The 23485-nt window shown below is 70.6% G+C and carries 22 protein-coding genes, 1 tRNA gene and 1 pseudogene; 10 read left to right on the forward strand and 14 right to left on the reverse strand.

Annotated elements, in window-relative coordinates; all coding sequences use genetic code 11:
* The first annotated feature begins 20 nt into the window (after positions 1-20).
* On the forward strand, positions 21-848 hold the full coding sequence (locus tag ACFYOY_RS04590) for a hypothetical protein (RefSeq protein WP_388584779.1): 828 nt from the start codon (positions 21-23) through the stop codon (positions 846-848).
* Between the two features lie 67 nt (positions 849-915).
* On the opposite strand, the gene ACFYOY_RS04595 is transcribed toward ACFYOY_RS04590, so the two are convergent.
* Entirely contained in the window at positions 916-1116 is a 201-nt protein-coding gene (locus ACFYOY_RS04595) for a hypothetical protein (RefSeq protein ID WP_351883837.1), read from the reverse strand.
* A gap of 204 nt (positions 1117-1320) precedes the next feature.
* Between ACFYOY_RS04595 and ACFYOY_RS04600 the strand changes: the two genes are divergently transcribed.
* The 3 genes from ACFYOY_RS04600 (at position 1321) to ACFYOY_RS04610 (ending at position 5569) form a co-directional block, all read left to right on the forward strand.
* Positions 1321-1809 carry a MarR family winged helix-turn-helix transcriptional regulator gene (locus ACFYOY_RS04600; protein ID WP_351883835.1) on the forward strand — a complete coding sequence of 163 codons (489 nt, stop codon included), beginning with the start codon at positions 1321-1323 and terminating at the stop codon, positions 1807-1809.
* An 8-nt stretch (positions 1810-1817) separates the two neighbouring features.
* The gene (locus ACFYOY_RS04605) at positions 1818-4436 is read left to right on the forward strand and encodes an MFS transporter (RefSeq protein WP_351883833.1); all 2619 of its coding nucleotides are present in this window, start codon (positions 1818-1820) and stop codon (positions 4434-4436) included.
* Positions 4437-4717: 281 nt separating this feature from the next.
* Positions 4718-5569 carry a YceI family protein gene (locus ACFYOY_RS04610; protein WP_351883831.1) on the forward strand — a complete coding sequence of 284 codons (852 nt, stop codon included), beginning with the start codon at positions 4718-4720 and terminating at the stop codon, positions 5567-5569.
* A gap of 128 nt (positions 5570-5697) precedes the next feature.
* On the opposite strand, the gene ACFYOY_RS04615 is transcribed toward ACFYOY_RS04610, so the two are convergent.
* The 6 genes from ACFYOY_RS04615 to ACFYOY_RS04640 all read right to left on the reverse strand — a co-directional run bounded on the left by ACFYOY_RS04615 (position 5698) and on the right by ACFYOY_RS04640 (position 14581).
* Entirely contained in the window at positions 5698-6480 is a 783-nt protein-coding gene (locus ACFYOY_RS04615; RefSeq protein ID WP_351883829.1) for a TetR/AcrR family transcriptional regulator, read from the reverse strand.
* 81 nt (positions 6481-6561) lie between these two features.
* On the reverse strand, positions 6562-8085 hold the full coding sequence (locus ACFYOY_RS04620) for an MFS transporter (RefSeq protein ID WP_351883827.1): 1524 nt from the start codon (positions 8083-8085) through the stop codon (positions 6562-6564).
* A 184-nt stretch (positions 8086-8269) separates the two neighbouring features.
* Complete coding sequence (locus ACFYOY_RS04625; RefSeq protein WP_388584785.1) at positions 8270-10624, reverse strand: ArnT family glycosyltransferase; 2355 nt, start codon at positions 10622-10624, stop codon at positions 8270-8272.
* Positions 10621-11919, reverse strand: a complete 1299-nt coding sequence (locus ACFYOY_RS04630) for a bifunctional glycosyltransferase family 2/GtrA family protein (RefSeq protein WP_351883823.1) — start codon at positions 11917-11919, stop codon at positions 10621-10623. The genes ACFYOY_RS04625 and ACFYOY_RS04630 overlap by 4 nt, the downstream gene beginning before the upstream one ends.
* 26 nt (positions 11920-11945) lie before the next feature.
* Positions 11946-13763: a HAMP domain-containing sensor histidine kinase gene (locus tag ACFYOY_RS04635; protein ID WP_351883821.1), complete on the reverse strand. Its 1818-nt coding sequence runs from the start codon at positions 13761-13763 to the stop codon at positions 11946-11948.
* An 80-nt stretch (positions 13764-13843) separates the two neighbouring features.
* On the reverse strand, positions 13844-14581 hold the full coding sequence (locus ACFYOY_RS04640; RefSeq protein ID WP_093463028.1) for a response regulator transcription factor: 738 nt from the start codon (positions 14579-14581) through the stop codon (positions 13844-13846).
* Positions 14582-14811: 230 nt separating this feature from the next.
* Here ACFYOY_RS04640 and ACFYOY_RS04645 point away from each other — a divergent pair, with 230 nt between their 5' ends.
* A complete protein-coding gene (locus ACFYOY_RS04645) occupies positions 14812-15690 on the forward strand; it encodes an LLM class F420-dependent oxidoreductase (protein ID WP_351883819.1) in 879 nt (292 codons plus the stop codon).
* A gap of 93 nt (positions 15691-15783) precedes the next feature.
* On the opposite strand, the gene ACFYOY_RS04650 is transcribed toward ACFYOY_RS04645, so the two are convergent.
* Both ACFYOY_RS04650 and ACFYOY_RS04655 read right to left on the reverse strand, forming a co-directional pair.
* On the reverse strand, positions 15784-16650 hold the full coding sequence (locus ACFYOY_RS04650; RefSeq protein ID WP_351883817.1) for an amidohydrolase family protein: 867 nt from the start codon (positions 16648-16650) through the stop codon (positions 15784-15786).
* 45 nt (positions 16651-16695) lie between these two features.
* Positions 16696-16932: a hypothetical protein gene (locus tag ACFYOY_RS04655; RefSeq protein WP_351883815.1), complete on the reverse strand. Its 237-nt coding sequence runs from the start codon at positions 16930-16932 to the stop codon at positions 16696-16698.
* On the opposite strand from ACFYOY_RS04655, the gene ACFYOY_RS04660 reads away from it, so the two are divergent.
* On the forward strand, positions 16931-17557 hold the full coding sequence (locus ACFYOY_RS04660; protein ID WP_351883813.1) for a hypothetical protein: 627 nt from the start codon (positions 16931-16933) through the stop codon (positions 17555-17557). The genes ACFYOY_RS04655 and ACFYOY_RS04660 overlap by 2 nt on opposite strands.
* A gap of 124 nt (positions 17558-17681) precedes the next feature.
* On the opposite strand, the gene ACFYOY_RS04665 is transcribed toward ACFYOY_RS04660, so the two are convergent.
* The 3 genes from ACFYOY_RS04665 to ACFYOY_RS04675 all read right to left on the reverse strand — a co-directional run bounded on the left by ACFYOY_RS04665 (position 17682) and on the right by ACFYOY_RS04675 (position 18854).
* Positions 17682-17755: transfer RNA gene (locus tag ACFYOY_RS04665), tRNA-Met, on the reverse strand.
* 62 nt (positions 17756-17817) lie between these two features.
* Complete coding sequence (locus ACFYOY_RS04670) at positions 17818-17952, reverse strand: hypothetical protein (protein ID WP_351883811.1); 135 nt, start codon at positions 17950-17952, stop codon at positions 17818-17820.
* Positions 17953-18239: 287 nt separating this feature from the next.
* A complete protein-coding gene (locus tag ACFYOY_RS04675; protein WP_351883809.1) occupies positions 18240-18854 on the reverse strand; it encodes a helix-turn-helix domain-containing protein in 615 nt (204 codons plus the stop codon).
* Positions 18855-18922: 68 nt separating this feature from the next.
* Between ACFYOY_RS04675 and ACFYOY_RS04680 the strand changes: the two genes are divergently transcribed.
* On the forward strand, positions 18923-20602 hold the full coding sequence (locus ACFYOY_RS04680) for an FAD-dependent oxidoreductase (RefSeq protein WP_351883807.1): 1680 nt from the start codon (positions 18923-18925) through the stop codon (positions 20600-20602).
* Between the two features lie 38 nt (positions 20603-20640).
* Here the strand turns inward: ACFYOY_RS04680 and ACFYOY_RS04685 are convergent, their stop codons facing one another.
* Positions 20641-20943 carry a helix-turn-helix domain-containing protein gene (locus tag ACFYOY_RS04685; RefSeq protein ID WP_208515130.1) on the reverse strand — a complete coding sequence of 101 codons (303 nt, stop codon included), beginning with the start codon at positions 20941-20943 and terminating at the stop codon, positions 20641-20643.
* Positions 20944-21017: 74 nt separating this feature from the next.
* Here ACFYOY_RS04685 and map point away from each other — a divergent pair, with 74 nt between their 5' ends.
* Together map and ACFYOY_RS04695 are read left to right on the forward strand one after the other, a co-directional pair.
* Positions 21018-21800 (forward strand): type I methionyl aminopeptidase, encoded by a 783-nt coding sequence (gene map, locus ACFYOY_RS04690; protein WP_351883805.1) that lies wholly within the window; start codon positions 21018-21020, stop codon positions 21798-21800.
* Complete coding sequence (locus ACFYOY_RS04695; protein WP_351883803.1) at positions 21797-22207, forward strand: hypothetical protein; 411 nt, start codon at positions 21797-21799, stop codon at positions 22205-22207. The genes map and ACFYOY_RS04695 overlap by 4 nt, the downstream gene beginning before the upstream one ends.
* Before the next feature lie 63 nt (positions 22208-22270).
* On the opposite strand, the gene ACFYOY_RS04700 is transcribed toward ACFYOY_RS04695, so the two are convergent.
* Positions 22271-22990: a haloacid dehalogenase type II gene (locus ACFYOY_RS04700; protein WP_351883801.1), complete on the reverse strand. Its 720-nt coding sequence runs from the start codon at positions 22988-22990 to the stop codon at positions 22271-22273.
* A 272-nt stretch (positions 22991-23262) separates the two neighbouring features.
* Between ACFYOY_RS04700 and ACFYOY_RS04705 the strand changes: the two are divergent.
* Positions 23263-23485 (forward strand): annotated as a pseudogene (locus tag ACFYOY_RS04705) (hypothetical protein); the annotation flags it as partial.

Here is a 23485-nt window from a genome sequence, read left to right on the forward strand (position 1 = left end):
GCGTCAGACACACTGGCCCGATGCGATACGCATGGAGCCGGACAACCGGCCGCCGAGGCACGGCAATCGCCTCCTCGGCGGCCGCGCTGTGCCTGGGGGCCCTGCTCAGCGGCTGCGGCGCAGGCGGCGACGGCTATGTCGCCGCCGGAGCGGCCGGGCCCGACGGCCAGCGGAGCGTGAAGGCCGTACCGCCCAAGGGCGGCGTCGACCTGGTGCCCCTGGACGAGGACGGCACGGGGAACGATCGCGACGGTAAGGGCGGCACGGGCAAGAAGCCCGACCAGGGCGCGTCCGGCCCCGCCGCCACCGGGGACGGCAGAACGGACGGACCGGCCTCGCGAGCGCCCTCGGCATCGGCACAGGCCCCCGGCCGCACGGACGGCCAAGGCGGCGGGAAGGGCGGCTCCGGTACCCCGGGGCATACGGACGACGGGCCCAAGGGCGACGACGGGCCCAAAGGCGACGGGCCGGGGAAGCCCTCGCCCTCCGGGCCCGGCTCGGGCCCCTCGGACCCCTCCGGCTCCCCCACGCCCACCGGTCCGGCCGCCCTCGAGGTCGGCAAGCCGGAGCGCACGGCGACCGATGAGCGCTGGTGCGAGAAGGTGAAGGTCGAGTTCCGCAACACCGGAGGATCCGCCGTCGCCTCGGGCACCGTCACCTTCTCGACGCATGTGATCGACCTCCTCGGCATCGACTGGGCGACGCTCGAATCCGAGGAAGAGCTGCCCGCGCCGATCGGCGCGGGCCAGAAGAAGGAGAAGACCTGGACAGTGTGCGTGGACGACTGGCGGGTGCCGCTGGGCATGCATATCGAGACGAGGGACGTCTCGGTCACCTGGAAGCCGTAAGGCCGGCCCGGCAGCCGTAAGGTGCGCGGGAGCTCATGCCCCCGCTGGAAGCGTCAGGGCTCGGGGCTCAGCCCAGCGCCAGCCAGGCCACCGCGGCGACGATCACGACCGCCGCGATCACACCGACGATCACACCGACGCGCGAACCGCCGCTCGCTCCGGTGGACGCCTGAGGCTGCCGCGTGCCCTCGTCGACGAAGGCGCGGAACATCTGAGTGGAACCGGACGGGTCCTGGTTGCCGTTGGGGCTCTGGGGGTTGTTCGCCATGGGCCCCGACCCTAGCGAACGAGCGGATTCCGGGACACCCCCGGGTCTCAGCGGCACCTCGCGTCTCAGCCCGCCCCACTTGACCGACTCCAGAACGACTCTTTAACGGCAATTTACCGCCCAGACCGCCCTTTCATTTGCCTGTTGCAACTAACTTCTTCTATGGTTGCCTTAAGCAACTGACCAATCCCTCTGGGGGGTGCCGTGGCCACACAGCGCCACTACGAGGAGCTGGCCCGGCAGCTCAGCGCCATCGGCACCGTCAAGCGCGGGCTCGGGCGCGTCCTGCCGACCGACTGCCCATCCGGCGCCGCCATCGTCCTGATGCTCCTCGACCGCTACGGCGAGATGCGCATGAGCAAGCTCGCCGAGCTCCTCGACATCGATATGTCGGTGACCAGCCGGCATGTGGCACATGTCGCGGACCGCGGCTGGGTGGACCGCAAGCCCGACCCGCTCGACCGGCGGTCGCGGCTGCTGAGCATCAACGCCAGCGGACGAACCCTGCTCGGTCAGGTGTCCGAGCGCTACACGGACGCGCTCGCCAACTGTCTGAGCGACTGGTCGGACGAGGACGTCGACCACCTCAACGAACTTCTCGACCGATTGCGGACGAGTTTCGGGGACACGCGTTCCCGGGCCGTGCCCCAACAGGCCGAGAGCAGCATCACCCGTACGCCTTCGCAACGTTAAGGAACTTCATGGCAACGACCACACCGGACGGCGGTGTGCGGGGACCCGCGGGGCACCCCGCCCACGCCAAGCACGGCGGAGGAGGGCACCGGGGCCACCACGGCCACGACGCGGACCCCTCGGCGCCGATGACCCACCGGCAGATCATGGAGGCGCTCTCCGGGCTGCTGCTGGGGATGTTCGTCGCGATCCTGTCGTCGACGATCGTCTCCAACGCGCTGCCCGAGATCATCGCCGATCTCCACGGCGGTCAGTCCGCCTACACCTGGGTCGTCACCGCCACCCTGCTGGCCATGACCGCCGCCACCCCGCTGTGGGGCAAGCTCTCCGATCTGTTCAGCAAGAAGCTGCTGGTCCAGATAGCCCTGCTGATCTATGTCGCGGGCTCCGTGGTGGCCGGTCTGTCGCAGAACCCCGGCATGCTGATCGCCTGCCGTGTGGTGCAGGGCGTCGGCGTGGGCGGTCTGTCCGCCCTGGCCCAGGTCGTCATGGCGGCGATGATCTCCCCGCGTGAGCGCGGCCGGTACAGCGGCTACCTCGGCGCGACCTTCGCCGTCGCGACCGTCGGCGGTCCGCTGCTGGGCGGCGTGATCACCGACACCTCCTGGCTGGGCTGGCGCTGGTGCTTCTACGTCGGCGTTCCGTTCGCCGTCATCGCGCTGATCGTGCTGCAGAAGACCCTGAAGCTCCCCGTGGTCAAGCGGGACGTCAAGGTCGACTGGAGTGGCGCCTTCTTCATCAGCGCAGCGGTCTCGCTGCTGCTGCTCTGGGTGACCTTCGCGGGCGACAAGTACGACTGGATCTCGTGGCAGACCTACGCGATGGTCGGTGGTTCGATCGCGCTCGGTCTGATCTTCATCCTGATCGAGTCCAAGGCGCGCGAGCCGATCATCCCGCTGCGGCTGTTCCGCAACAAGACGATCACCCTCGCCTCGCTGGCGTCGCTCTTCGTCGGTATCGCGATGTTCTCCGGCACCGTCTTCTTCAGCCAGTACTTCCAGCTGGCGCGGGGTGAGACGCCCACCATGTCGGGCGTCATGACCATCCCGATGATCGGTGGCCTGTTCATCTCCTCGACCGTCTCCGGTCAGGTCATCACCAAGACCGGTCGCTGGAAGGCATGGCTGGTCATCGGTGGTGTGCTGGTGACGGCGGGCCTCGGGCTGCTGGGCACCATCCGGTACGACACCCCGTACTGGCACATGGCGATCTACATGGCGCTCATGGGCCTCGGCATCGGCATGATGATGCAGAACCTGGTGCTGGCCACCCAGAACCAGGTGGCCCCGCAGGACCTCGGCGCGGCCAGTGCCGTCGTCACCTTCTTCCGCTCCCTGGGCGGTGCGGTGGGCGTCTCGGCGCTCGGCGCGGTGCTCGCCAACCGCGTCACCCACTACGTCAAGGACGGCCTGGCCGACCTCGGCCCCAAGGGCGCCGCACTGGGCCACGCCGGCACCGGCGGCGGTGGCATCCCCAACGTCAAGACGCTGCCCGAGCCGATCCGCACGATCACGGAGAGCGCCTACGGCCACGGTGTCGCGGACGTCTTCCTCTTCGCCGCCCCGGCCGCGCTGCTCGGCCTTCTGCTGACCCTGTTCATCAAGGAGGTCGCCCTGAAGACCAACTCCGGCTCCCAGCAGGCCGCGGCCGCCTCGGACGCCCCGGCCACCGACGCCACCCCGGCCGACGCGGTGGCGGCCACGGCCGCCGCCGGACAGGTCGCCGACCTCGAGCCCGCGCTCGTGGGCGCCCCGGCCGCCGGGGTGCCCGAGCCGGACTCGGGCGGTGCCCTCGCGGCCACCGCCCCGCAGCGCCTGGCGGCCTTCGCCTCCGCCGGGGGCGACGGCGCGGACCATCAGCCCCGGCAGGGTGTGCACGGCTTCGTGCGGAACGCGGACGGCGGCCCCGTCGCCCGCGCCGCGGTGACGCTGATCTCGCTCGCCGGGCGCCAGTTGGGCCGCTCGGTGGCGCACCCCGACGGCTCGTACGCCCTGGACGCGCCGAGCTCCGGCTCGTACGTCCTGATCGCGGCCGCCGACGGCCACCAGCCGCAGGCGTCCACGATCGTGGTCGGGGACGACCCGCTCGGCTTCGACATCGTCCTGTCGGGCACCAGCGGTCTGGTGGGTACCGTGCGCGGCGCCGCCGACGGCCGTCCGGTCGACGCGGCGATGGTCGTGGTCACCGATGTCCGCGGCGAGGTGCTGGCCACCGGGAAGACCGGTGAGCAGGGCGACTTCGGCTTCGAGGAGCTGGTCTCCGGGACCTTCACGCTCGCGGTGAACGCGCCGGGCTACCGGCCCGCGGCCCTGCCCGTCGAGGTGGGCGCCCAGGGTCTGACCCGGGTGGAGATAGCCCTGCAGGCCGGCGCCCGAGTGCAGGGCATAGTCCGGGCCGGAGCCGACCGGCGGCCGCTGCCGGACGCGCGGGTCACCCTCGTGGACGCGGCCGGGAATGTGGTCGCCACCTCCACCACCGGTGAGGACGGCGCGTACGCCTTCACCGACCTGGACGCGGGCGACTACACGGTCATCGCGAGCGGCTACCCGCCGGTCGCGGGGGCGCTGACGGTCTCCGGGCCCGGCGTCGACGGCCACGACGTCGAGCTCGCCCACCCGGGCGAGTGACGGAACTCCGGGCCCGGGGCGCGTAAGAGCGGAGACGCGCCCCGGGCCCGGTCCGGGTGGCGGATTTTCCGCCGGTCCCGGAACCCGGATCCCGGCGGCGGTGTAGTGAAGGCAGGGGACGGCCTGACACCGCCGCCTGGATCCGGCGCACCAGCACTACGAACGCGACGAACACGACCAGTACGTCGAGTACGTCGAGTACGACCAGCTCGACGAGCACCACGAACACGACCAGTACGACCAGCAACACGAGCGACACCCGAGCGGGAGCGAAACGCGGCATGACGACCACAGGAGCAGGAGCAGGCGGGGGAGCGGGGCTGCGGGCCCGGATCCACACCCGCGACGGCTGGGCGGTCCAGCACGCGGTGCTGACCGTCACGGATATGACGGGCGCGCAGGTGCTGCGCGCGCAGGCCGACGCGGACGGCGCCGTGCGGACCGACGAGCCGCTGCCGCCGGGGCCGTACACGATCATCGCCACCGCCGTCGGCTATGCCCCGGTCGCGTCCACGGCGATCGTCACGGCCTCCGGGCGGGCCGACGTGGGCACGGTGGTGCTGGCGCGTCAGGGCGGGGTGGAGCTTCCCCCGCCCGGTGTGTGGACGCTCGACCCGGCGCATTCGACGGTGGCCGCGGTCGCCCAGCATCTGGGGATCTCCAGCGTGCACGGCCGGTTCACGGAGTTCGGCGGGCGGATCGAGGTCGGCGAGGACATCGAGAAGTCGCGCGTCGAGGCGGTCATCCAGGCCGCCAGCATCGACACCGGCAATGCCATGCGGGACGGCCATCTGAAGTCACCCGACTTCCTCAATGTGGAGGAGTACCCGCAGCTGACGTACCGGAGCACGCATCTGAGCGCGGCCGGGGCCGACCGCTGGACGGTCCATGGCGAGCTGTCGATGCACGGCGTCGTCCGGGACGTGGACCTGGACCTGACGTACCTGGGCACGGGCCCCGACCCCTGGGGCGGGGTGCGGGCGGCCTTCCGGGCCATCGCCGAGCTGCGCCGCGAGGACTTCGCGATGAACTACAACCAGGTGGTCGCGGCGGGCATCGCGGCGATCGGCACGACCCTGCGGGTGGAGCTGGACATACAGGCGGTGCAGGGCGAGGAGCTCCCCACGGCCTGACCGCCCGGCGGCCGCCTGACCGGGCTGGCCCTGACCGCCCGGCAGCCGGACCGCCCCGCAGCCCCCGGCGGCCCGACCCTCCGGCGGCCTGATGTCCCGGGGCGGCGCCCCGGCCCGCCGGGCGCGCGCTACCGGTCCCGCAGGGCTTCGATACCCGCGATCGCGAGGTCCAGGGCGAAGGTGAAGTCGCGGTCCCGCATCTCCTCGACCGTATTGCCGCCCCGAGCCTTCATGATCTTCCGCGACTCGTCGAACTCCATACGGTCCGCGACCGAGCTCATCGTCTCGTGGAACAGCTCGTCCTGGGTGAGTCCCGCCGACCGGCAACGGGCGGCGAAGCGGCCCTCGATCGTGCCGAAGCCGTAGACGAACTGGTAGACGAGGGACAGCGCGCTGGTGATCTTGTCGTCCGGCAGTCCGCTGTTGCGCATCACGGCCAGCGCGGCGTTACTGAAGACCACCGCGTTGGGCCCGATGTTGAGGTACTCCCCCAGCAGCGCCGGCAGCCACGAGTGGCGGACCATCACCTGCCGGTACTCGGCGGCGAGCTGGCGCAGTTGCTCACGCCAGTCCCGCGGCTCGGCCGGGGAGTGCTCATGGCCCTCGATGGGGCCGACCGCCTCGATGGGCAGCGCTATCTCGCCCATCGCGGCGTCGAGGGCGAGTTCGAGCAGATGGTCCTTGGTCTCCACGTACCAGTAGACCGACATGGCGGTCACCCCGAGCTCCGCCGCGAGCCGCCGCATCGAGAAGCCCGACAGACCCTCGGCGTCCAGCAGCCGCATCGTCGCCGCGACGATCTTCAGATGGTCGAGCCCGACGGGCTGCTGATCGCCCTTGCGCTTGGGGGCCTTGCGTTCGGAGAGCCAGACGCTGGACCGCGGGCGGACGGTACGGCTGCCGGTTGCCATGGCGGCGCCTCCCTCTTTCTCCGATGCGCTGGCACCACGCGTCCCGGGACCCGGCACGCGGCACCTCACTACCTGCAGATGCTATGCCGCCGGGGCCTCCTGTGAAGATCGTTCGGCCCTGCTGAGCAGGAGCGCGGCCAGCAGCCCGCCCGCCAGCACGGCCGCCGCGCCGACCAGCTGGCTGGTCTCCAAGCCCGAGGAGAAAGCGTCGGTGACGGCCGCCCGGTCCCCGGGCGTACGGGCCGCGTCGAGGGCGGCCGGGAGCGAGCCGGCCCCGGCGGCGGCCGCGGGCAGCAGCGAGCTGAAGCGGGAGTTGAGGACAGCGCCGAGGACGGCGACCCCAAGCCCGTTGCCGAACTCGGTGAGGGTGCCGTTGACGCCCGCGCCCACCCCCGCCTTCTCCGGCGGGATGGCCGACATGATGGCGTTCGCCATCGCGGGCATGGCGAACGCGATCCCGGCCCCCATCACCACCAGCCCCAGCAGCAGTCCGCCGTAGCCGTCCGCGCCGAGGACCGCGATGAGCGCGAGGCCGACCGCGAGCAGCCCCATACCGATGACGATCGTCAGCGGCGTCCCGAGCTTCGGCAGCAGCCGGGCCCCGACCCCGGTGAGGTTGAGAGCCACGATCACCAGCGCGAGCGGCGCGGTGCGCAGCCCCGCGTCCAGCGCGTCGTAGCCGAGCACGAACTGCAGATGCTGGGTGAGCAGGAAGAGCGAACCGCCCATGCCGAAGGCGACGAGGATGCCACCCGCGACGGCGCCCACGAAGCGGCGGTCCCTGAAGAAGTGCATGTCCAGCATCGGATACGGAATATGACGCTCCCACAGCGCGAAACCGATCAGCACCACGACCCCGACGAAGGCGGACAGCAGGACCCGGACCGAGGTCCAGCCGTGTTCGGGCCCGGCGATGATCGCGTAGACGACTCCGGTCATACCGATGGTGGAGAGCACCGCGCCCAGCAGATCGGGCCGGTCGCCGACCGGGTCCTTGGACTCGGGCACCAGCCAGATCACGGCGATCAGCCCGAGCAGCGCGACCGGGATGTTGATCAGGAAGATCGAGCCCCACCAGAAGTGCTCCAGCAGCGAGCCGCCGATCAGCGGCCCCGCGGCGAAGCCGAGCGAGCTGACCGCGCCCCACAGGCCGATCGCCTTGGTCCGCTCGGCCGCGTCGAAGATCTGCACCACGACGGCGAGCGTCGTGGTCATCAGCAGCGCCCCGCCGATCCCCATGCCCGCGCGGGCGGCGATGAGCTGGCCGGCCCCCTGCGCCAACGACGCGAACAGTGAGCCGATCCCGAACAGGGCGAGCCCCGCGACCAGCATCTTCTTACGGCCGTAGCGGTCAGCGGCGTTGCCCGCGGTGAGCAGCAGCCCCGACTGGACCAGCGCATAGGCGCTGATCATCCACTGGATCTCGGCGGTGCTCGCGTCCATCTCCCGGGCGAGGGAGGGGACCGCGACATTGAGGATCGTGTTGTCCAGCAACACGGTGAGCTGGGCGAGGCAGATCACGGCGAGGATCAGCCAGCGCTGTGGATGACCACCCGGGGACTGACCGGGGGGAGCGGAGGCGGCGTCGGCGGTCGAGACCGTCATGGGGACTCCAGGCAGAGGCTTCTACGGTGTATGGCGATGTGGTCGCTGTACACCGTACAAGCACAGCTGTACGCCGTACAGCGAATTACCGTCCACCCCCCGCACGCGCGTACGGGCCGGTGACCAGGGGGAAACCCGGCCACCGGCCCGTACGTACGGGACTTTGGCGTCAGTCGGAGGGCGCCTAGGACTTCTGTGTCAGGTCATAGAGCGTGGTGCTGCCCACGGTGACCTTCTTGTAGGTGGCCTCGATCCAGGAGGTGATCTGGGACGACGTCCCCTGGCCGCCGCCCGGCCCGCCGCCCATACCGGTGCCCGAGGAGATGAAGTAGTGGATCTTGCCCTGCTTCACATACTCCTTGAACTGGGCGAGCGTCGGGGAAGGGTCGCTGCCGTTGAAGCCGCCGATGGCCATCACGGGCTTCTGGGTGGCGAGTTGATAGCTCGCGGCGTTCTGGGAGCCGATCGCCGCGGCCGCCCAGGTGTAGTCGTCGGCGTTCTTCTCCAGCTTCGCCTCCGTCTTGGCGTCGACCTGCTGACCGTCGAGCAGTCCGCCCATGCCGCCGCCGCGCCAGCCGCCCTCGCCCATGCCGCCGCCACCAGGCAGCATGCCCGGTCGGCCGTTCTGCCCCTGTCCCTGACCCTGGCCCTGGCCCTGGCCCTGGGCGTTGCCCTTACCGTTCTGCGGAGGCTGGCCGCCGCCCGGGAAACCGCCGCCCGGGAAACCGCCGCCGGGGAAGCCGTTCTGGCCGCCCGGCTGACCGCCGCCGGTGCCGCCGCCCGGCATGCCCTGCCGACCGCCCTGGCCCTGGCCCTGCTGCCCCGCGCCCTGGCGTCCGTTCTGCATCCCCGGCGGGCCGCCCATCCGGCCGCCGCCACCGGGGCCGCCCATACCGCCCACCACCGACGGACCGGCCGTCACGATGGAGCCGCGCTTCGGGGTGTCCACCGTGTTGAGCGTGTACGCGACCGGTCCGGCCAGCCCCGCCGCGAGGCCCAGGCCCGCCGCGGCCAGCGCCGCCTTCCGGCCGAGGCGCGCCGTCAGCAGCAGTCCGGCCGCCGCCGCGAGCCCACCGATCAGCACCGCCCAGCGCAGCCAGGGGTGCCAGTCCGCCGACCGCCCCAGCAGCACGTACGACATATAGGCGGTCACCGCGACCGTGACGGCCAGCACCGCCGAGGCCACCGACCCGGCCCGGCCGCCTTCGCTCCGCCGCTCCCACAGCAGCGCCGCGCCCATGCCCACGACCGCCGCGATATAGGGCGCCAGGGCGATGTTGTAGTACTGGTGGAAGATCCCGGACATGAAGCTGAAGGTGGCGAACGTCATCAGCAGCGCCCCGCCCCACACCAGGAAGGCCGCGCGCCGGGTGTCGGTGCGCCCCGCCCGCCAGGTCAGCCAGATCCCGGCCGCCAGCAGGATGAACGCCGCGGGCAGCAGCCAGGCGATCTGACCGCCCATGTCGGATCCGAAGAGCCGGTCGATCCCGGTGTCGCCCCACCTGCCGCCACCGCCACCGCCGCCACGCGGGCCGCCCCCGCCGACGCTGCCGGTCTCATTGCCGTTGATCCGGCCCAGACCGTTGTAGCCGAAGGTCAGCTCCAGGAAGCTGTTGTGCTGCGAACCGCCGATGTACGGACGCGAGGACGCCGGCCACAGCTCGACGATCGCGACCCACCAGCCGCCGGAGACCACCATCGCGAGCCCCGCGAGCAGCAGTTGCCCGATCCGCCGGCGGAACGTCACCGGGGCGCACACCGCGTACACCACCGCTAGCGGCGGCAGGATCAGCCACGCCTGCAGGGTCTTGGTGAGGAAGCCGAGGCCGAAGCAGACCCCCGCGAGCAGCAGCCACTTGGTGCGGGCGTCCTCCAGCGCGCGCAGCGCGCAGTAGACCGCCGAGACCATCAGCAGACACAGCAGCGCGTCGGGGTTGTTGAAGCGGAACATCAGCGCCGCGACCGGGGTGACCGCGAGCGCCGCGCCCGCGATAAGCCCGGCGGCCGCGCTGAACCTGCGCCGTACGGCCGCGTACAGCACCCCGACCGTCGCGACGCCCATCAGCGCCTCGGGGACGAGGACCGCCCAGGAGGAGAGGCCGAAGAGCCGCACCGACACGGCCATCGGCCACAGCGCGGCCGGGGGCTTGTCGACGGTGATGGAGTTCGCGGCGTCGGAGGAGCCGAAGAAGAACGCCTTCCAGCTCTCGCTGCCCGCCTGTACGGCGGCCGAGTAGAACTGGTTGGCGTAGCCGGACGCACCCAGGCTCCACAGATAGAGCACGGTGGTCACGGTCAGCAGGGCCCACAGGGCGGGCCGCGCCCAGCGCGGGTCCTCCGGCCGTCCCCGCCAGGCCCGCGCCAGTCGCGAACCGCCGGTGGCCTGGGTCCGCCCCGCCCGCCGTCCGTCCGTGGCCGCCGGGGTCGCCGAGGCCACCAGGGGCTGTGGAGGCTGCGGGGCCGCCGCGGGTTGCGGGGTCGCCGGGGGCTGCGAGGGCGGCGGTCCGACGTCCCGGGTGCCGTGGTCGTACGTCGTCATCGGTTGTCGTTCCTCAAGTCGTCGGTGGTGGGCCCGCTGTCCGACGGGAAGACCCAGGCCCGGAAGAGCAGGAAGCGCAGAACGGTCGCGGCGAGGTTCGCCGCGATCAGCACGGCCAGTTCGGTGCCGTGCGAGGCGGTGCCGGGGACGGCGTCCAGAGCGGCGAGGGAGCCGCTGGTCAGCACGAGGCCGATGCCGAAGACGACCAGCCCCTGGGCCTGGTGGCGCATCGCGCGGTCCCGGCCGCGTACCCCGAAGGTGAGCCTCCGGTTGGCCGCGGTGTTGCCGAGCGCCGACAGCAGCAGCGCCAGCGCGTTGGCCACCTGCGGGCCGGTGCCCAGCCGGAAGAGCGAATAGAGCAGCAGGTAGACCAGCGTGCTCAGCGCGCCGACCACACAGAACCCGACCAGCTGGCGGGCCAGCCCCTTCGGCACCCCGCTCAGCTCGCGGTCGCGCGGATCGTCACCGAACGGACGGCGCACCCGGTCCAGCGGCAGCGCACCGGTGGCCAGCGCGCGCCCCACCCGCCACACACCCCTGAGGTCCTCCGTGGCCGTCTTCACGATGTGGACCGTGCTGTTGGGGTCGTCGACCCAGTCCACCGGCACCTCGTGGATGCGCAGCCCGGCCCGCTCGGCGAGCACCAGCATCTCGGTGTCGAAGAACCATCCGGTGTCCTCGACCAACGGCAGCAGCCGCTCCGCGACGTCCTTACGGATCGCCTTGAAACCGCACTGGGCGTCGGAGAAGCGGGCGGCCAGGCTGCCGCGCAGGATCAGGTTGTACGCCCGCGAAATGAACTCCCGCTTGGGCCCGCGCACCACGCGTGAGCTGCGCGCCAGCCGCGATCCGATCGCCAGGTCGGAGTGACCGGAGATCAGCGGCGCGACCAGCGGCAGCAGCGCCTTGAGGTCCGTGGACAGATCGACGTCCATATAGGCGAGCACGGGCGCCTCGGACAGCGACCACACGGTGCGCAGCGCCCGCCCGCGCCCCTTCTGCTCCAGCCGGACCGCCGTCACCTCCTCGATGGACTCGTCCAGGTAGGCCGCGAGCTCGGGCGTGCGGTCCGTGCTGGCGTTGTCGGCGATGGTGATCCGGAAGCCGTACGGGAAGGTGCGGGCCAGATGGTCGTGGAGCCGTCGCACACACCGCTCGAGGTCCGCTTCCTCGTTGTAGACGGGGATGACGACGTCCAGCACCGGACGGCCGAGCTCGGCCATCACCGGCCCGCGCACGGGCAAGGTCTGCAGGGGTGTCTCGGGCGGAGCCCCGAGAGGGGTGTCGGTTCGCATGAGGTCGACAGTCGCGAGCCGCGCTGTCACGGCTGTGTGGTCAGCCTGTGGCCTGCCTGTGAGTCCGTTACGTCTTGGTGAACGGCTTGGTGAACGCCCCGGCGAACGGGCAGGTGGACGGGCAGGTGGACGCCGAACACGGTGCGCCCGGGAACGCTGTCCACCGTCACCTGCCCGTCGTGCGCGGCCACGACCGCGTGCACGATGGCCAGGCCGAGCCCCGTGCTACCCGCGCCGCGGGAGCGGGAGGCGTCGCCGCGCGCGAACCGTTCGAATACATGCGGCAGCAGGTCGGGCGGGATGCCCGGACCGTCGTCCTCGATCTCCAGTGAGACGTACGAAGGCGGCTGGGGCGGGCCGAAGGCCCCGGCGGCGGCGCGGGCGGCCGCGTACGGCGAACCGTACGGCGGGGCGTATGGCGAGCCGCCGCCCTTACGGTGCCCACGGGGGCCACCGATCCCGGGGGACATGCCTGCGGACACCCCGTAAGACAGGCCGTACGGCAGATACGGCGAGGGGTACGACGACGCCTGCGGCCCGCGACACAGCACCCGCGCCGTGACCGTGGTGCCGGCCGGGGTGTGCGTACGCGCGTTGGCGAGCAGGTTGACCAGCACCTGGTGCAGCCGGGCGTCGTCACCGTGGACGACCGCGGGTTCATCGGGCAACTCCAGCCGCCACTCGTGGTCGGAGCCGACCGCCCGCGCGTCGCTGACGGCGTCGACGACCAGCGGGGAGAGATCGACCTGCGCGCATTCCAGGGGCCGGCCCGCGTCGAGCCGGGCCAGTAGCAGCAGATCCTCGACCAGCCCGGTCATCCGCCCGGCCTCGGACTCGACCCGGCCGAGGGCATGCCGGGTGTCGGGCCCGATCTCCTCCCGGCCGCGCCGGGTCAGCTCGGCGTAGCCGCGGATCGAGGCGAGCGGCGTACGGAGCTCGTGGCTGGCGTCGGCGACGAACTGCCGCACTCGTGTCTCGCTCTCCTGGCGGGCGGCGAGCGCCGACTCCACATGGCCGAGCATGCGGTTGAGCGCCGCGCCCACCTGGCCGACCTCGGTGCGCGGATCGGCCTCCGAGGCCGGGACGCGCTCACGCAGCGCCACCTCGCCGCTGTGCAGGGGGAGTTCGGAGACCCGGGTCGCGGTCGCGGCCACCCGGCGCAGCGGGCGCAGCGAGATGCCGACCATCGCGGCCCCGGCGATCCCGGCCGCGACCAGCCCGGCCGCGGCCACACAGAACTCGACCAGGATGAGAGTGTTGACCGTCTCCTGGGTCTGGTCGAGCGGGAAGGCGAGGATGATGCCGCCCTCCCGGTGGTCCCACTGGGCCACGGCCCGATAGCCGCCGAGGCCGGGCAGATCGATGGTGTGCACCTGTGCGTCCAGGGGGACGGCGGCGAGTGCCTTCCGCTGACCGCTGGTCAGGGAGTCCACCCGGCCCTCGACATCCATGTCGTTCGTCATGGGCGAGTCATTGCTCTTGCCGGACATGGAGATCTCGCCGTCCTGGCCGATACGCGCCCCGACCGTCCCGATGGGCTGACCGGGCGAGGCGACGAAGAGCACGTCGTCCCGGGGGAGTTCACGCGCCGGGCCCGGCTTGTTCAGGAACCGTCCGACGGACGCCCGCAGATCGTCGTCCACCTGGCCCTGGAGGTAGGACTGCAGGGCGAGGGTCGTGACCGTGCCGATCACCGCGCAGACCACCGCGATCAGCGCGACGGCCGAGACGACCAGGCGGGTGCGCAGGGACCAGGGGCGGCGCCCGCCCCGCTGAGCGCGCCGGGCGTGCGCACGGCCCTGCGCCGCTCCCGTGCTCCGGGGCGGCCCGGAGGCGCCGGGCATTTCGCGGACACCGGGCGTCTCAGGAACACCGGGCGTCCCAGGGACCCCGGACGGCCGGATCGGGGGGTGCGCCACGGTGCCTACTCCCCGGGCTTGATCAGATACCCGGCGCCACGCCGGGTGTGGATCATCGGGCTGCGTCCCGCGTCGATCTTGCGCCGCAGATACGAGATGTAGAGCTCGACGACGTTGGCCTGGCCGCCGAAGTCATAGCTCCAGACCCGGTCGAGGATCTGCGCCTTGCTGAGCACCCGGCGAGGATTGCGCATGAGATAGCGCAGCAGCTCGAACTCGGTCGCGGTGAGATGGATCTCCCGGCCGCCGCGCGACACCTCATGGCTGTCCTCGTCCAGGATCAGATCGCCGACGGCCAGCACCGACTCGCTGCGCGCGGCCGCCGCTCCCGACCTGCGCAGCAGGCCCCGCAGCCGGGCGACGACCTCCTCCAGGCTGAACGGCTTGGTGACGTAGTCGTCGCCGCCCGCCGTCAGCCCCGCGATCCGGTCCTCCACCGCGTCCCGCGCGGTCAGGAACAGCACCGGGACATCGGGCAGTTCGCGGCGCAGCCGCCCCAGCACCGTGAGCCCGTCCATATCGGGCAGCATGACGTCCAGGACCACCGCGTCCGGGCGCAGCTCACGGGTGATCCGGATCGCCTCCGCGCCGTCGCCCGCGGTGCGCACCTCCCAGCCCTCGTAGCGCAGGGCCATCGACAGCAGGTCGGCGAGCGCCGACTCGTCGTCCACGACCAGCACCCGGACGGGGCTCCCATCGGGGCGCAGCAGCTCGGTACGCCCATGGGGCGAGGTCGGCATCATGGGCCCTACCCTCCGGGCGGGTCCTGAGAGGTCGCTTTCGGCTACCTGTGAATTACCTGAGAATCCTGTGGGGGCGCGGAACAACGACGGAGACACGGAACGACGACGGGGAACGCGGAACACCTGCGGGGAACGCGGAACACCTGCGGGGAACGCGGAACACCTGCGAGGGACGCGGAACAACCCGGGGCAGGCGGAATAAGCGGAAGGACTCTCCGGCTTCCCCCTGTATGAGTTCTCGTCCCGCACTTGGCAAGATCGGCATCTGGACCGCGGCCCTGAAGACGGATTCCCTACCATCAGAGCAGGTCAGCGAGGTGGCGGCCGAACTGGACGAGCTGGGGTACGGCGCCATCTGGCTCGGTGGCAGCCCCAGCCCGGATCAGGCCGGTGTCCTGCTGGAGGCCACCTCCCGGATCACCATCGCCACCGGAATCCTGAGCATCTGGGACCACGAGGCGGCCTATGTGGCCGAGCGGCACGCCGCGCTCAACGCGGCCCACGACGGCCGCTTCCTCCTCGGCCTCGGCGTGAGCCACAGCGCGCTCGCCGGTGAGCGCTATCGGCGTCCGTACACGGCGATGAAGGAGTACCTGACCGCGCTGGACTCCGCTCCGACCCCGGTCCCCGCCTCCCAGCGGGTCCTGGCCGCCCTGGGCCCCAAGATGCTGGAGCTGTCCCGCGACCGCGCGACCGGCGCGCATCCGTATCTCGTCACTCCGGAGTACACCGCCGAGGCGCGCGACATCCTGGGGAAGGATTCCGTGCTCGCGCCGGAGCTGAAGGTCGTCCTCGACACGGATCTGGACCGCGCCCGCGCCACGGCCCGTGGTTACCTCGCCCGCTACCTGGCGCTGCCCAACTACACCAACAACTTCCTGCGGCTGGGCTTCGAGGACGCGGACTTCGCGGACGGCGGCAGCGACCGTCTCATCTCCGCCATGTTCGCCCTCGGCGACGCGGAGGTGATCCGGGCGCGCGTCGACGAGTTCCTGTCCGCGGGCGCGGACCATGTCGCGATCCAGGCGGTGACCGACAGCCCGTTGGCCGACGTCCCGCGCGCGGAGTGGCGCACGCTGGCCGAGGCGCTGCCGCTGGACAAGGGCTGAGCCTCTCAGCCCGTCAGCCCCCTCGGCCCTTCGCTCCGCCCGCCCGGCGCCGACATGGCGCCGGGCGGTCCTCATATCCCGGACAAGCGCGCGTCATATCCCGAACAGACGCGCCGCGTTCCCGTAGCACACCGCGCGCAGCCACTCCTCGTCCTGGCCGATCCGCGTCAGCGCGTCCAGCGCGTGCAGGTACCCGTACGGGATGTTGGGGAAGTCGCTCCCGAACAGCACCCGGTCCCCCAGAGCGGCCAGCCTTCCCCGCTCCGCCCGCGGAAAAGGCCACCGGCTCTCGGTGAAGTCGGTGAAGGCCATCGTGGTGTCCAGATGCACCTCCTCGTACCGCTCCGCCAGCGCCAGGAAGTCCGCGTACTCCGGCAACCCCATATGCGCGATGATCAGGCGCAGCCGAGGATGACGGGCCAGCACCCGCCCCACCGGCTCCGGCCCGGTGTACTTGCCCGGATCGGGCCCCGATCCGCAGTGGATGACGATGGGCGTCCCGCTCTCGGCGAGCGTGCCCCACACCGGGTCGAGCAGCGCGTCGCCCGGGTCGTACGCCCCCACCTGCACATGGGCCTTGAACACCCGCGCCCCGCCTTCGAGCGCGGCACGCACGTACTCCTCCACACCGGGCTCGGGGAAGAAGGTCGCGGTGTGCAGACAGTCGGGCGTACGGGCGGCGAATCCGGCCGACCAGTCGTTCAGCCACCGCGCCATATCCGGCTTGTGCGGATAGAGCATCGAGGTGAAGGCGCGCACCCCGAACGCCCGTAGCACCGCGAGGCGTTCGTTCTCCTCCTCGCGGTAGGTGATGTGCCAGCGGGGCTCGACGGCGTCGAAGTAGGCCCAGACCTTGTCCAGTACGCGCTGCGGCATGAAGTGGGTGTGCACGTCGATGAGTCCGGGCAGCCCGAGCTCCTGCCAGAACCGCTGCACCGACACCACGGCGGGATCGTCCATGCGGGTCACGATAGTTGCCCCGGGCGTCTGTGCCACAGCCTCGTCTCAGGGCCGCTGCGAGTTGATCACAGCCTCAACCAGTGGTTTTGTCACGCCCATGATGATCTGCGGTGACAGGATCACCTCAAGGGGAACCGACACGGTGAGCTGACGCTCCGGCGCCGGCGTATCCATCTGGGACCGGCCTGAGGCCAGCACCTGAGGCTCTTCGACACCACCTCCGGCCACCGCCGCCCGCCCGACGTCGTCACCGACCACGACCAGCCACGGGGGACCATCCATGCTCAACCGCCCGCCTCGCGCCACCCGATTCCGGGCCGCTCTCGTCTGCGCCCTCGGCGTCACCCTCCTCGGCCTCGCCACCGCCGGCTGTGAGGACGACACGGCCGCGTCCGGCTCCGGCCGACGGCAGTCCGCGACCCGCGCCGACCTGGCCACCGACGGCGACGGCGGCAAGACGCTCCGGCTCGGCGAGCCCACATCGATCACCTACAAGCGCGGCTCGGACCATATGCGGGGCGCCCTGCGAGTCACGGCGGTGAGCGTGCGCAAGGGCACACATGCGGAGCTGAAAAAGGCGGGCACGGAACCGTCCGACGTACGGACGACCCAGCCGTACTACGTCACCATGGCTTTCGAGAACGTCGGAGAGAACTCCCTCCACTACCCCTTCCTCAACACCCCCACCGGGCTCGAAGACACCAACGGTGTGGACGACCAGCCGCTCATCACCGGCGACACCGAGGTGGCGGAATGTCCCGGCAAGGACCCGGACGACTTCGCGGTGGGGGCGAAGGTCTCCCTGTGCAAGGTGTTCCTGGTACCGAACGGCATACGGCCGTCGGTGGTGACGTACAGCACAGGCGATGACACCAAGCGGCCGGTGAGCTGGAAGGTCACGCACTGACGGCGGCGACGGGGCGGCGGCGGAAACCGCGGCGGGACGCTGCGGGGACCGCTGCTCGAACCACGAGATGACCGAACGACCGAGGGCCCGGCACTGGAAAAGTGCCGGGCCCTCGGTACCTGAGTAGCGGGGACAGGATTTGAACCTGCGACCTCTGGGTTATGAGCCCAGCGAGCTACCGAGCTGCTCCACCCCGCGTCGATGAACGTAACTCTACGTCGTTCTCCCCGCTAAGGGAAATCCACCCTCCCCACACCGACTCAGCGAAGAACCCCGGCCACGACCGAGACGGCTCCGACGACCGCCCCGTACCCGAGGATCGTCAGCAGCGGCCAGGGGACGGGCCGGGGAACGAGCACCCGCCAGCGGAAGCCGTAGTCCCGGTACTCGGCCATGCACCGCGTTCAACGTGCCCATGACCCCGGCCGCCCGCTTCCCCCGCGCGCCCTGCGGGCCGTAGCGCTCACGGATCGCGGGGCGGATAGTCATCGACCAGCGCATCCCTGGCGACCAGCAGCCCGCCGACGATCACCCCGGCGAACAGCACCACCAGCACAAGAGCGCAGGAAAGGGCTCACCGCGACCAGCCGCCACCAGCTCATGACACCGCAGCACAGAGCAGAAACTTAGGCTTACCTAACTTAAAGTGCTCCGCCCCGGCCTCACCGGCCCCCGAAGCTCATCACCCGACGCTGGGCAATCCGCCGGCCAACGCATCGAAGGCGAACGCCAGACGGCTTTGATGCGCCGCACTGATCTCGTCGATATCCCCTCCGGCAAGTCGCCGCCGCACCGTTTCGACGGCAACCGTGCGGTATGCGGCTACAAGCAAGGCCGCGGTCAGCGCGCCGTCGCCGGAGAAGCGAGCGTCGGCGTCGAGTTCCGCCGCAAGCGCCTCCTCCATCTCGGACGCGAAGAGGCGGAGTCGTGCGATCAGCGCGGGAGAGGCCATCAGGGTGCGCATGAACGGCTCGACTCCCTCCCCCAGCCCGGACAGCACATGGCGTTGCGCGGCCAGCGCGAGGGCGGCTTGGCGCATCGCTTCGACGGGATCGATGTGGTCCGCGCGCTCACGGATCACGGCCCGCATGGTGTCGAGGGCGTCCGGAAAGCGGTCGAACAGGAGGTCCTCTTTGCGGTCGAAGTGCGCGAAGACCGTCACCTTCGACACTCCGGCGGCTGCGGCGACCTCGTTGATGGTCACGTCATCGAACCCGCGCTCCAAGAACAGCTGAGTTGCGACGGAGGCGATGCGAGCCCGGGTCTGTGCTCCGCCGCGGTCCCCTCGATTCGGCATGTGACAACGCTAACCTTCCTCGTTACCCTTACCCGGTAAGTTTACCAAGTAAGGATCAGGAGCTTGCCATGCAGCGCACCGATGTGATCGTTGTCGGAGCCGGCCCCACGGGCCTCTTCCTCGCCGGCGAACTGGCCCTCCTGGGCGTGCGGGTGACGGTTCTGGAGCGGCTCCAGGAGCCCGATCCGACGATCAAGGCCGGGTCGATCAATGTCGCCAGCGCCGAAATCCTCGACCGGCGCGGGTTGCTCCCGGCCGCGGAGGACGTACAGCGCCGGCTGCTCGCATCCGTCGTCGCCTTCGCCGGCCGTAAGAACGCCTTCGTGAACCAGCCGGACTCGCACGAGGAGAACTCGCACGAGCGGAGCGCGCGCCTCGAGCGTGCCGCGCACCGCTTCCCGGTCGCCGGACACTTCGCGGGCATGCTGTTCCGCAATGAGCTGGTCGATCAGGGCGACCCGGTGCTGGCCCGGCACACCTCGGCGGCCAACGGCATCCTTGTTCCCCAGCACGACCTCGAACTGCTGCTCGGGGCCCACTGCGCCCGTCTCGGCGTAGAGGTGCGCCGCGGTATCGAGGTCCACGGTGTGCGCGGCGCGGACGCGAACCTTACGGACGACGACGACGTCGACGCCGATGTCGTGGTGGAGACCAGCGCGGGTGAGATGACGGCCGGGTGGGTCGTGGCCGCCGACGGCGGCCGCAGCGCGATCCGCAGGCAACTGGGCATCGGCTTCGTCGGCACCGACCCGCAGATGGTGGGATACCAGGCGGTCGCCGACTTCGATGACCCCAGCGGGCTGAGCCGCGGCTGGACCTGGACGCCCCGCGGAATCTACGCCTACGGCCCGATCCCCGGGCGCATTCTCGTCGCCCGCTTCGGCCCGCAGCCGCAGGACCGCGACGCCCCCGTCACACTCGAGGAACTACAGCAGGCCGTACGCGACGTCACCGGTGTCAACGTGACGCTCAACGGCCTTCGCGGCCGGGCGACCCGCTGGTCCGACAATGCCCGGCAGGCCCAGTCCTACCGGCACGGCCGGGTGCTCCTCGCGGGCGATGCCGCGCACGTGCACTCGCCGTTCAGCGGCCAGGGACTGAACCTCGGCCTGGGCGACGCCGCCAACCTCGGCTGGAAGCTCGCCGCGACCGTGCACGGATACGCTCCGGCCGGACTGCTCGACACCTACGAGAGCGAACGCCACCCGATCGCGGCGTGGGTCCTCGACTGGACGCGAGCGCAGGTCGCTCTGATGCGCGGCGACGAACGCACCGCGCAGCTGCGCAAGGTCGTCGGCGAGGAACTGTTCACGGTGCCGGGCGTGATGAACCGCGTGGTCGCGCTGACGTCGGGGATCACCCAGCGCTACGACGTCACCGACAACCTCACCGACAAGGTCGCTGACGGCGTTCCCGACGGGATCGCCGACAAGGCGGCGGCACCGGTCGGATCGATCGCCGGAGACGTCGCGTTGTCCTCCGGCGGCCGGCTCGCCGACCACGCCCACGACGGCCGCTTCGTCCTCGTCGACCGTTCCCCCGACGGCCGCTTCGCCCAGGCCGTACGCCCGCTGGAACACAGGATCACCTACGTCGCCGACCCCGCCTCCGACACATCACCGCCCAGCCTGTTCGTACGTCCGGACGGTGTCATCATCTGGACCACCTCACGCGACACCGCTTCGTCCGACGACGCCGTCCTCAAGGAGCTCGACACCGCCATCCAGCGTTGGGTCGGCACGCGCTGAGAGAGCCGGTCGATGCGATGGAGCTGCGGGACCGAGACTCAGGAGGCCAACCGCTCGCGTGCGGTGCGACCTGATCCTGTGGGTTCGACCTCGCCGTCAGGCTGGTTGATCTCGGCCCACACCTCATCGAGCGAAAGGCCGAGGACATCGGCGATCGCCGCGATGGTCGGGAAGGCAGGGGTGGCTACGCGACCGGACTCGATCTTCCGAAGGGTCTCTGGTGAGACACCTGCGTCCAGCGCGGTATCGAGCATCGAACGCTCCCCCCTGGCCCGACGGAGGAGGGCGCCGAGGCGCTGCCCGCGCTCGACCTCTGCGGGAGTGAGCGGCAACCTGACCATGGCCCCGATTCTAATACCGGTATAGTAAGGCCGGTATAGTTATTGGTTACATGAGTACGTGAGAAGGACGCCGCATGATCGAGATCCTGAGCCCCACCGAACTGACCCGAGCAAAGGACACAGGCGCTCTGGTCGCCGACATCCTGCACACGCTGAAGGGCCGTAGCGCGGTCGGCACGAACCTTCTGGACATCGATCGGTGGGCCAAGGCCATGATCGTCGAGGCGGGGGCGCTGTCCTGCTACGTCGACTACGAGCCGTCCTTCGGACGCGGCCCGTTCGGCCACTACATCTGCACGGCCGTCAACGACGCCGTGCTCCACGGACGGCCGCACGACTACACGCTGGCCGACGGCGACCTGCTGACACTCGACCTCGCCGTCTCCAAGGCCGGAGTCGCCGCAGACGCCGCCATCAGCTTCATCGTGGGCGACGCGAAGCCCCCGGAGAGCGTCGCGATGATCGACGCGACCGAACGCGCACTGGCCGCGGGGATCGCCGCCGCCGGGCCCGGGGCTCGCATCGGCGACATCTCCCATGCCATCGGCACGGTCCTCAGCCAGGCGGGGTACCCGATCAACACCGAGTTCGGCGGTCATGGCATCGGATCGACGATGCACCAGGACCCGCACGTGTCGAACACCGGTCGGCCCGGCCGCGGTTACAAACTGCGGCCTGGGCTGCTGCTGGCACTGGAGCCGTGGGTGATGGCGGACACCGCCCAGCTCGTCACCGACGCCGATGGCTGGACCCTCCGAAGCGCGACAGGCTGCCGGACGGCGCACAGTGAGCACACGATCGCCATCACCAACGACGGAGCCGAAATCCTCACCTTGCCCCAGCAGGTGCGGCCGTGAGTGACGCGTTATACCTGAGGTTTCAGGGGACGGTCCGAAGCCCGCGAGGCCACTTCCCCGGTGTCTTCGCACTGGCCAACGGCCTCGCACGGGCAGGCCAACTGAGTGACGAGGAACATCGATTCTGGCGAGCGGGCAACGACTGGTTCAACGCCAACTTCGCCAACCCCGCCGAGGTCGATCCCTCGGTCTACGACCCCGAACTGAACCCAGGAGCCGTGGCGTGGTTCAAAACCACCGCCCTGGAACTGATCGCCCGGGTGGACGGCTACCTGAAGATCCTCGCCCGGCATGAAGTCGCGTGCGAGCGAATCGAATCATCGAACCCAGGAAAGATCATCTACGAGGACCCGGACCAGGTAGTCGTCACTCCCTGGAAGAACGAGGGCGCAGGACCGCTGGAGTGATGGCGGCGAGTGGCGACGCGCACGCCCACTCCCCCGCTGTCCCATCGAGCCCTCGGCACAGCGTCAACGGCCATGGCCTCGATCCGACCCTCGATCCGGGCCGCAACCGCCCCACCGCTCGATCAGCCGGTCGGCGATCGCATCGAGGTCCTGCCCGATGTAGTCGGGCTGCGGGCCGACGTCGAGTGGCGCGTTGCCCTCGCGGAGGATGAGCGCGGACTGCCAACCGGCGGCCGCAGCGCCGATCGTGTCCCAGACGTGGCACGCGATCATGCAGATGTCCCCAGGATCGGCCTCGAGCGCGGCGGCCACCCCCTGGTACACCTCCGGCGCCGGCTTATGGCGTCGTACGGTCTCGACGCTGAAGCGGCGCTCGAACAGATCGATCACACCCGCCCGCTCCAGTTGCCGCTCGGAGACCTCCAGCGTGTTGTTGGTGAGCGTGAACAGCCGGAACCCGTGGTCGCGGAGCCGGCGCAGGGCCGCCGGGACTTCGGGATGGGGCGGCATGGCGGCAAACCGCTCTGTGAGCTCGGCACCGTCTGCGTCACTGATCGTGATGTCGCGTGTGGCAGCGAGCATCCGGAGCACGGCACCGCCGATGTCGGTGAACGGAACGTACGCTCCGCTGAGCGTGAGCGCCTCGGAGTAGGTGACCAGGTTGGCGAACCACAGGCGCATGGCGCCGGGGTCGTTGAAAATCCTGTCGAAGGCGGGACGGAGCGCGTCCAGGTTGAGCAGGGTTTCGTTGACGTCAAAGACCAGGATCGGTCGCTCAGGCATAGCGGATCCTTCGTTCACCGGCGGGACAGACGACTCTCAGCGCGGGCGCAGGCCACCAGCATTCCCCAGCAAAGCCGTGATCGACAGCATCGACAGTACGCGGTGCGGACGATGCGGCGGGCAGACCGTTTGCCGTCGCTCGCGACCGAACTGCCGACGGTCCGCCTCGGACGTTAGCGGAGCGTTAGCCGTACAGCGATAGATCATCAGCGGCGCCCGACAGTCTTGTTCTCACGAAGCCGAAACACCACGTCGAGCGAACGGGAATGAAGATGTCGCACCGCACCACAGTCCGCCACGCCCGCAAGACCGCCGCCGCCATGCTGATCGCCGTCGCCGCCTTCGGGCTCACCGCCTGCCAGGACGGCGACACCAACTCCTCGTCCTCATCCCCCTCCGCGAGCGCCACGCAATCCCCCACCTCCGCGGCCAAGCCCGGCCAGGACTCGGACCAGGACTCCGCCAAGGGCACCCCGTCGGGTACCCCCAGGAAGC

This window comes from Streptomyces sp. NPDC007875 (genome assembly GCF_042868035.1).
In the GTDB taxonomy this organism is placed as follows: domain Bacteria; phylum Actinomycetota; class Actinomycetes; order Streptomycetales; family Streptomycetaceae; genus Streptomyces; species Streptomyces antimycoticus.

Excerpts from the sequence above, each read along its gene's own strand:
- ACFYOY_RS04590 (WP_388584779.1), top strand. The coding sequence starts at position 21 with ATGCGATACGCATGGAGCCGGACAACCGGCCGCCGAGGCACGGCAATC.
- ACFYOY_RS04595 (WP_351883837.1), bottom strand. The coding sequence starts at position 1,116 with ATGGCGAACAACCCCCAGAGCCCCAACGGCAACCAGGACCCGTCCGGT.
- ACFYOY_RS04605 (WP_351883833.1), top strand. The coding sequence starts at position 1,818 with ATGGCAACGACCACACCGGACGGCGGTGTGCGGGGACCCGCGGGGCAC.
- ACFYOY_RS04610 (WP_351883831.1), top strand. The coding sequence starts at position 4,718 with ATGACGACCACAGGAGCAGGAGCAGGCGGGGGAGCGGGGCTGCGGGCC.
- ACFYOY_RS04615 (WP_351883829.1), bottom strand. The coding sequence starts at position 6,480 with ATGGCAACCGGCAGCCGTACCGTCCGCCCGCGGTCCAGCGTCTGGCTC.
- ACFYOY_RS04620 (WP_351883827.1), bottom strand. The coding sequence starts at position 8,085 with ATGACGGTCTCGACCGCCGACGCCGCCTCCGCTCCCCCCGGTCAGTCC.
- ACFYOY_RS04625 (WP_388584785.1), bottom strand. The coding sequence starts at position 10,624 with ATGACGACGTACGACCACGGCACCCGGGACGTCGGACCGCCGCCCTCG.
- ACFYOY_RS04630 (WP_351883823.1), bottom strand. The coding sequence starts at position 11,919 with ATGCGAACCGACACCCCTCTCGGGGCTCCGCCCGAGACACCCCTGCAG.
- ACFYOY_RS04635 (WP_351883821.1), bottom strand. The coding sequence starts at position 13,763 with ATGCCCGGCGCCTCCGGGCCGCCCCGGAGCACGGGAGCGGCGCAGGGC.
- ACFYOY_RS04640 (WP_093463028.1), bottom strand. The coding sequence starts at position 14,581 with ATGATGCCGACCTCGCCCCATGGGCGTACCGAGCTGCTGCGCCCCGAT.
- ACFYOY_RS04645 (WP_351883819.1), top strand. The coding sequence starts at position 14,812 with ATGAGTTCTCGTCCCGCACTTGGCAAGATCGGCATCTGGACCGCGGCC.
- ACFYOY_RS04650 (WP_351883817.1), bottom strand. The coding sequence starts at position 16,650 with ATGGACGATCCCGCCGTGGTGTCGGTGCAGCGGTTCTGGCAGGAGCTC.
- ACFYOY_RS04660 (WP_351883813.1), top strand. The coding sequence starts at position 16,931 with ATGCTCAACCGCCCGCCTCGCGCCACCCGATTCCGGGCCGCTCTCGTC.
- ACFYOY_RS04655 (WP_351883815.1), bottom strand. The coding sequence starts at position 16,932 with ATGGATGGTCCCCCGTGGCTGGTCGTGGTCGGTGACGACGTCGGGCGG.
- ACFYOY_RS04670 (WP_351883811.1), bottom strand. The coding sequence starts at position 17,952 with ATGGCCGAGTACCGGGACTACGGCTTCCGCTGGCGGGTGCTCGTTCCC.
- ACFYOY_RS04675 (WP_351883809.1), bottom strand. The coding sequence starts at position 18,854 with ATGCCGAATCGAGGGGACCGCGGCGGAGCACAGACCCGGGCTCGCATC.
- ACFYOY_RS04680 (WP_351883807.1), top strand. The coding sequence starts at position 18,923 with ATGCAGCGCACCGATGTGATCGTTGTCGGAGCCGGCCCCACGGGCCTC.
- ACFYOY_RS04685 (WP_208515130.1), bottom strand. The coding sequence starts at position 20,943 with ATGGTCAGGTTGCCGCTCACTCCCGCAGAGGTCGAGCGCGGGCAGCGC.
- map (WP_351883805.1), top strand. The coding sequence starts at position 21,018 with ATGATCGAGATCCTGAGCCCCACCGAACTGACCCGAGCAAAGGACACA.
- ACFYOY_RS04700 (WP_351883801.1), bottom strand. The coding sequence starts at position 22,990 with ATGCCTGAGCGACCGATCCTGGTCTTTGACGTCAACGAAACCCTGCTC.